The sequence below is a fragment of the Ferruginibacter sp. genome, assembly GCF_014377975.1.
Classification (GTDB): domain Bacteria; phylum Bacteroidota; class Bacteroidia; order Chitinophagales; family Chitinophagaceae; genus Ferruginibacter.
The window spans coordinates 1-7,186 of sequence record NZ_JACMOO010000420.1 but is presented as its reverse complement, the minus strand read 5'-3'; the positions used below and the strand labels follow the sequence as shown (position 1 = coordinate 7,186).

At 39.7% G+C, this 7,186-nt stretch carries 7 protein-coding genes; 2 read left to right on the top strand and 5 right to left on the bottom strand.

Annotation, left to right across the window (positions count from 1 at the left end; translation table 11 throughout):
* Positions 1-222, top strand: a 222-nt coding sequence (locus tag H7254_RS20625; RefSeq protein WP_301934770.1) for an energy transducer TonB, incomplete at its 5' end; no start/stop codon positions are given.
* A 73-nt stretch (positions 223-295) separates the two neighbouring features.
* Here the strand turns inward: H7254_RS20625 and H7254_RS20620 are convergent.
* Positions 296-1,477 (bottom strand): AIR synthase related protein, encoded by a 1,182-nt coding sequence (locus tag H7254_RS20620; RefSeq protein ID WP_301934769.1) that lies wholly within the window; start codon positions 1,475-1,477, stop codon positions 296-298.
* Between the two features lie 81 nt (positions 1,478-1,558).
* Between H7254_RS20620 and H7254_RS20615 the strand changes: the two genes are divergently transcribed.
* On the top strand, positions 1,559-2,494 hold the full coding sequence (locus H7254_RS20615; RefSeq protein ID WP_301934768.1) for a bifunctional riboflavin kinase/FAD synthetase: 936 nt from the start codon (positions 1,559-1,561) through the stop codon (positions 2,492-2,494).
* A 110-nt stretch (positions 2,495-2,604) separates the two neighbouring features.
* Here the strand turns inward: H7254_RS20615 and holA are convergent, their stop codons facing one another.
* From holA to smc, 4 genes are all read right to left on the bottom strand, one after another.
* On the bottom strand, positions 2,605-3,603 hold the full coding sequence (holA, locus tag H7254_RS20610; protein ID WP_301934767.1) for a DNA polymerase III subunit delta: 999 nt from the start codon (positions 3,601-3,603) through the stop codon (positions 2,605-2,607).
* 140 nt (positions 3,604-3,743) lie between these two features.
* Complete coding sequence (locus H7254_RS20605; RefSeq protein WP_301934766.1) at positions 3,744-3,992, bottom strand: hypothetical protein; 249 nt, start codon at positions 3,990-3,992, stop codon at positions 3,744-3,746.
* A gap of 91 nt (positions 3,993-4,083) precedes the next feature.
* Complete coding sequence (locus H7254_RS20600; RefSeq protein ID WP_301922170.1) at positions 4,084-4,344, bottom strand: GlsB/YeaQ/YmgE family stress response membrane protein; 261 nt, start codon at positions 4,342-4,344, stop codon at positions 4,084-4,086.
* 238 nt (positions 4,345-4,582) lie between these two features.
* Positions 4,583-7,186: chromosome segregation protein SMC (gene smc / locus H7254_RS20595; RefSeq protein ID WP_301934765.1), on the bottom strand; the 2,604-nt coding region annotated here is incomplete at its 5' end.

The following is a 7,186-nucleotide window of genomic DNA, read 5'->3' as shown; positions in this document are numbered from 1 at the left end:
GGCGCCCCGGCAGGTACTTACAGAGTAATTGTAAAATTTATTGTAAGTAAAGATGGCAGTATTAGTAATGTAGAGCCTGAAACAAAACATGGATATGGAATGGAGACTGCAGCCGCGGAGTTAATAAAGAAAGGGCCTAAGTTGGAACCTGCAGTACAAAACAATCTTATTGTAACTGCCTATAAAAAACAACCTATCACTTTTGTAATAGAAAATCAATAGTGGCAAATCTGTAACATTTATAAAAATGGGTTACATCTTTAAAAGGTGTAACCCATTTTTACTTTAATCAATTTTAATAAACAATCGTCTCCTCCTTCAATTTAATCACCAACTCTTTTTTATCATTCGCTTCTACCCTGCCGATAATTTGTGCAGCAATATTAAAAGTGTTGGCAGTAGCAATCATCATTTCAGCATCGTCAGGTGAGCAGTAAATTTCCAGCCTGCAGCCCATGTTAAATACTTCGTACATCTCTTTGTTATTGCTGCCACTACTCTCTTTAACGATCCTGAAAATTTCAGGAGGCTCAAACAAATTATCTTTTACAATCCTGAAATTATCCGGCAGGTATTTCATGCATTTGGTTTGCCCGCCGCCACTGCAATGTATCAGGCCATGTATCTTATCAAACTCATTTTCCAGCAATACTTTCAACACCGGTGCGTAGGTTCTGGTGGGAGATAAAATCAGTTTGCCGATGGAGGTTGTAAATGGTTTTCCATCCACTTCAAACGTGATGGCATCCGATAATTTATTTTTACCAATGTACACGACTTCTTCCTCTAAACTGGTATTGTAACTTTCTTTAAAATTATCTGCATAAAATTTACTCAACACATCATGTCTGGCACTGGTTAAACCATTACTGCCAATACCGCTGTTGTATTCGGTTTCGTAGGTTGACTGCCCGTAACTAGCAAGACCAACAATTACATCGCCTGCTTTTATTGTATCATTGCTGATAACCTTACTTTTTAGAAAGCGGCAGGTCATTGTGCCGTTCACCGCAATGGTACGCACTACATCCCCCACATCGGCGGTTTCGCCACCGAGGTAATGAATGTGTACACCAAATATTTTTAACTCATCAAAAAGCTGCTGTGAGCCGTTGATGATTTGTGATAAAACCTCGCCGGGAATGATGGTTTTATTACGGTCAATGGTAGAATTAAAAACAATATTATCATACACGCCCACGCAAAGCAGGTCATCTAAATTCATTACAATGGCATCCTGTGCAATGCCTTTCCACACGGATATATCCCCCGTTTCCTTCCAATATAAATAAGCCAGAATGCTTTTGGTGCCTGCTCCGTCGGCATGCATCACACTCACATAATCATCATCACCGCCCAGGTAATCCGGATAAATTTTACAAAAAGCGTTGGCGAACAATCCTTGGTTGAGGTGCTTTGTGGCTGCGTGTACTTCTTCTTTCTGGGCACTCACCCCTCTTTTACTGTAAAGACTCATAAAAATATTTGAACCGCAAAACTAAATTTCCATTTGCAATTAACCATTAATAAATTTTCAGGTAGTTTTGCACCACTAAAAATGAAAGTTCACTACAACATACAGCACTTACCCTTGTTTCGCAATGCGGTCATCACCATCGGTACATTTGACGGGCTGCACAATGGCCACCGCAAGATCATTGAACTGATGCAAAGCGAAGCTGCCAGGGTAAATGGCGAAACAGTTATTATTACATTTGATCCGCATCCAAGGCAGATTGTGGCGAAAGATAAATCGCCTTTGTTTTTAATTAACACGCTGCAAGAAAAGATTGCTTTGCTGGAAAAAGTACGTATTGACCATTTGGTGGTGATACCATTTACTGAAGAATTCGCTAACCAAACAGCAGAAGTTTACATCAGCAATTTTTTGGTAAATACTTTTCATCCGCATACCATCATCATTGGGTACGATCATCGCTTTGGTAAAGGCCGCAGCGGCGATTACCATTTACTGGAAGATAAGGCCTCCCAATATAATTATGTGGTAAAAGAAATTCCGGTGTATATGTTAGAGGATGTTACCATCAGCAGTACTAAAATACGGGAAGCAATTTTACAGGGAGATATTGATGCAGCCCGCAATTTTTTAGGATACGATTATTTTTTCAGCGGTATAGTAACAAAAGGCAACCAACTGGGCCGCACCATTGGCTACCCTACTGCCAACCTGCAAATAACCAATGAAGATAAACTGGTGCCCGGCAATGGGGTGTATGCGGTTACAATTAAAATTGAAAAATTAAAAATTAAAAATTCAGGGGGCATGATGAACATTGGCGTGCGTCCTACCGTGGATGGAACAAAAAGAGCGATTGAAGTAAATATTTTTGATTTTGACTATGATATTTATGGCGAAACCCTCACCATCACTTTAAAAAAATACCTGCGCAGCGAAGTAAATTTTAACGGGCTGGATGCGTTAAAAACACAGCTTGCCTTGGACAAGATTGCAGCGATTGCTGCGTTGAAGTAATAGAAACGCTGACAAAACGGATTAAAACTGATGCGACCGATTTTTTATATGTAAATCATTATCAGTTTTTATCCGTATGAATCTGCCAAACCCGTGTTTCTATCATGATCCTATCCGATCATCTTTACCACCAATTCTTTCATCAGGCTTGCGTCCGTAGTGCCGCTGTCGTTTACGCCGATGCTTCTTAAATTATATTCATGCAATAATAACAGCGCCCTTTCCACACCATCGTATCCAAAAATTTTTGCTGCAACAAGCGCATCTTTTGCGGCAAAGGAATTATTGTAAAAAAAAGGCTTTACCGCATTTTCACTTTTATCGGCCATGCCGAAAATAATATAGAGTTTGCTGAAATAACCGTACAGGGCCGGCAACACCAATTGTATCGGCGCCGCCTTTGGATTACCCTCAAAATACTGGATGATCCTGATCGCTTTTGCCAGGTCTTTTTTACTTACCGCAGCCTGCAGTTCAAAAGCATTGTATTCCTTGCTTACGCCAACATATTTTTCTATATCGTCTTCGGTAATGGTTTTGCGCTGGCCGAGGTTCACAGTTATTTTCTCCAGCTCATTTACAATGCGGTTCAAATCATTGCCGAGATGGTCGGCCAGCAAGGAGATCGTTTTTTGTGACATGCTAAAATCTTGCGCCTTCACATAATCCGTAACCCACTCAACCAACTTATAATCTTTTATTTTTTCAGAATGAAATAACTCTGCATTTTTTTTTACAAGCTTTCCAAGTCTGGTAGCTTTACTAACCGCTTTTTCTTTATGGCTTACCACAAAAATGGTTGAGGCCAGGGGATGTTCCAGGTAATTTTCCAGCTTATCAATGTCTTTCATCTGCTGGGCTTCTTTCAGCAATACCACCTGCTTTTCTGCAAACATTGGATAGCGCATGCAGGCGTTTACCACATCGCTCCAGGCCGCATCTTTGCCATAAAAAACAGCGAGGTTAAAACCAGCTTCGCTTTCGGGCAATAGCTGGTGCTCCGCATAATTCATGATCTTATCAATATAATAATCTTCTTCGCCTTCCAGCCAATACACCGGCTTAAAAAGCTTCTTCTTCCAATCTCCTAAAATTTTTTCTACCGACATTTTTCAAAAATAAAGTATTTCACACAAAGTGTTTTTCATACAAGGCACGCTACGGATACAATGATTCCAAAGAAAAAATAAATACAACTTGAAAATGTGCGTTGTGTCTTTTGTATTCTTTGCTTTAGTTGTGTGAAAATCTATTTGCCGCTTTTCCATTGTTTTAAATGTTCTGCTATTTCTTCCTGTTTTTTAGTTTCATCTTCTTCAATTTCCTTCATATCATTTTCTATTTCATTCCATTCTTCGTCCGTCAATTCATCTTCAGCCACTGAGGAAGGATTATTAAATTTAACCATAACATCATACAACACTTCCAGCGCCTTCTCATTGTCCATACCCATTACCAGGTTGATAATTTTTTGTTTAATCACTTCAGCATTTGTCATAACAAAGATTTTCAATAAAATTAAAACTTTTACACATAAAAAAAGATACCCTCAAATAAAAGTATCTTTTTTATAAATTTATAACAGCAAACTACAACCGCCTGGGTATAAGCAGGTTTAACACTGCCAATAAAACACAGGCACCAATACCGGCGGTTAATATATAACCTAACCAGCCTGTACCTAAACTAATGTGCAACAAACCAAACAACCAGTAACCCACGAAACCACCAAGAATACCGACTACGATATTTCCGATTAACCCAAGGCCACTGCCCTTAAATAATTGTCCGCCCAACCAGCCAGCGATGGCGCCTAAAATAAGTGTGATGAGAATTGCTTGTCCTTCCATGATAATTGTTTTTAAGGAATTAATAATAATTTTTAAAGATGATGTTACAATCTGCCTGCCAATCGCGGAGTGGTTATATGATAAAGTATTTGTGTTATAAATTATAAAATACTGTGTCAAAAATTCTACAAAATGCCGATAAAATAACCAATCAAAGCATGTAAATAAAAAACCCGGCAACAGCCGGGTTCAAAAATTTTGTTCTAATTCGCCTAATTCGTTCCTTAAAAATTTCTGATTAATTTAAGCTTCTAAAGTCTACCGGTACTAATTTACTCACGCCCGGCTCCTGCATGGTAACGCCATAAATTACATCCACCGCACTCATCGTTTGTTTATTGTGTGTAACAATAATAAACTGACTGTTCTCACTAAACTGTTTGATCATCTTGGTAAACTTACCCACGTTGGCATCATCCAGTGGTGCATCTACCTCATCCAAAATACAGAACGGAGCAGGCTTAATTAAATAAATTGCAAACAACAAAGCGGTTGCAGTCAATGTTTTTTCTCCACCACTCAACTGGCCGATGGAAGATGGACGCTTGCCTTTTGGCTTGGCCACAATATCAATTCCGGTATCCGCTAAATTAGTTGGATCAACCAAAACCATATCCGCCGTATCATCTTCTGTAAACAACGCCTGGAATACTTTTTGAAAATTTTCCCGCACTTTATTAAACGTATCCAGAAACTGCTGGTTGGCCGTAGCTTCCACTTCTTGTATGGTTTGCATCAGGCTATCTTTTGCCGTTACCAAATCATTCTTTTGCTCCATGATAAATTCATAGCGCTTCTTCATTTCTGTATACGCTTCAATGGCCGTAGGATTTATCTCACCGATATTTTCCAGTCGCTTGCGCATGCGGTCATTTTTTTCCTGCAAATCTCCCAAAGGCACATCGCCCGTTCTTGGTTCATCAATAATTACATCCAGATCAATCTTAAATTCTACATGCAGCCTTTCTTTCATCCCTGCCAGCTGCAGTTTTAATTCGGTTACCTTATCTTTTATTTCACTTAATAAATGATCAATCGTTTCTTTCGTTTTTTGTTTTAACCGCAACTCACTTTCTTTCGCAGCCAATGCACTGCGTAAGTTATAATACGCCTGATCGGCTTCATTCAGCTTCTTCTCTTCCACATCTTTATTCAGCAATAGGGTAACTACCAGTGTTTCCAGCTCAGCCAATACAGCAGCTGTTTCTGCAATGCTGGCAGCGGCTTCTGTTAATTGCAGGCTACTACTTTCTACCTGTACTTTTAATTCATTTAACTGGCGGCTCTTAAACTCAAACTCTTGTTTTAAACTAACCACTTTGCTTTGCTGGCGGGTAAACTGAAGATTGCCATCATTGTAAGTAGCAGTAGCAAAATTATATTCCTGCTCGGCCGATGCATAGTCCTGTTCTACCACCTGCATTTTATCACTCAACTCTTCTAACTGGGTATTTAGTTTTTCCAGTTCATCCCTGGTACTTGCAATCGCATCATGATTGTCTTGTAATTGCTCCTGCAAATCTTCTACCCTTTTGCTGCTGGTTTCTTCCAGGTGGTGCAGGTTTTCAATTTTATTCTGCAGACTAAAAACATGGTTCGTCAGGTTATTAATATCTTGTTGTGTTTGCTTAATGGCATTTTCTTTTAACTGCTCATTAAAAGCAATCACTTCATTGTGGCGAACCTGAATGGTTGCTTTTAGTTCGTTCACAATTATTTCCTGCGCACTGATTTCTTCTACCAGTTTCTCTAAATTCTTTGCACGGCCAATTTTTTTACCTTCAAATAAACCCACACTTCCACCGGTAAGACTATATTTTCCTTTTACATATTTACCCGTTTTTTCCAGCACCACAGCTCCATTACTATTGCGCAGGGCATCCTCATCTTCTGCAATAAAAACGTTGCCCAGTAGGTATTTGGCAAGATGGGCGTATTTTTCATCCACTTCAATCACACTCAATGCCGGGAAGGTTCTTTCCGGCTGATGAGCTTCTTCAAAACCGGTAAACTTATCCTGCAAAAAGAAATTGGCTTTGCCTTTTTTATTGTCATCCAGCAAATGAATCGCCTTCAGACCTTCTTCTAAATTATTTACCACGTAATAATTCAGGTAAGGTTCCAGCACATTTTCTACTGCCGCCCTGTATGTGGGCTGCACATAAAAAATATCACTCAGCAAAGGCGCTTCATGATTCCAATTAAGGTTCTTGTGTAAAAATTTCACACTTTCGGGATAACCTTCCATGCTATCCACCAGGCTTTTCAGCAAGGCGTATTCGTTCTTTTTACTATCGAACTTTCTGTTCTCTTCCGCCAATGTTGCACGCAAACTTTCCAGCATGCTCTGGGTTTGAAATATCTGTTCCTTGGTAAACTCGTGGTGATCCTGTAACTGTTGTAAGTCTATTTTCTTTTGCTCCAGTTCATCCGCCTTCACCTTTCTGTCGGCCTCTAATTGCTGCAGCTGGCTTTGGCGCTGCGCCTTTTCATCCTGTATCTGTACAATGGTACGTTGCACATTTTGTATGCTGGTATCGGCCACCGCCACTTTCTTTTCTGCATCAAACTGGTTGCGCTGAATGGCCTGGTTTTCCCGGCGCAACGCATCAATGCTACTCCGCTTTTCATCAAATATTTTGCGCTTATCTTCAACCGAATTTTTTAATTCTTCCAGCCTGCCTTCCAGTTCTTCCAGCTTTAATTCATCTTCACTTATCTGCACACTTGTAAACTGAATGCTTTCATCCAGGCCTTTTAATTGTCCGCCGGCTTTCTGTAAAAAATCATTCAGGCTCGTTTCTCTTTCTCTTAAATATTGTAAGCGTTGCGCTGCCAAACT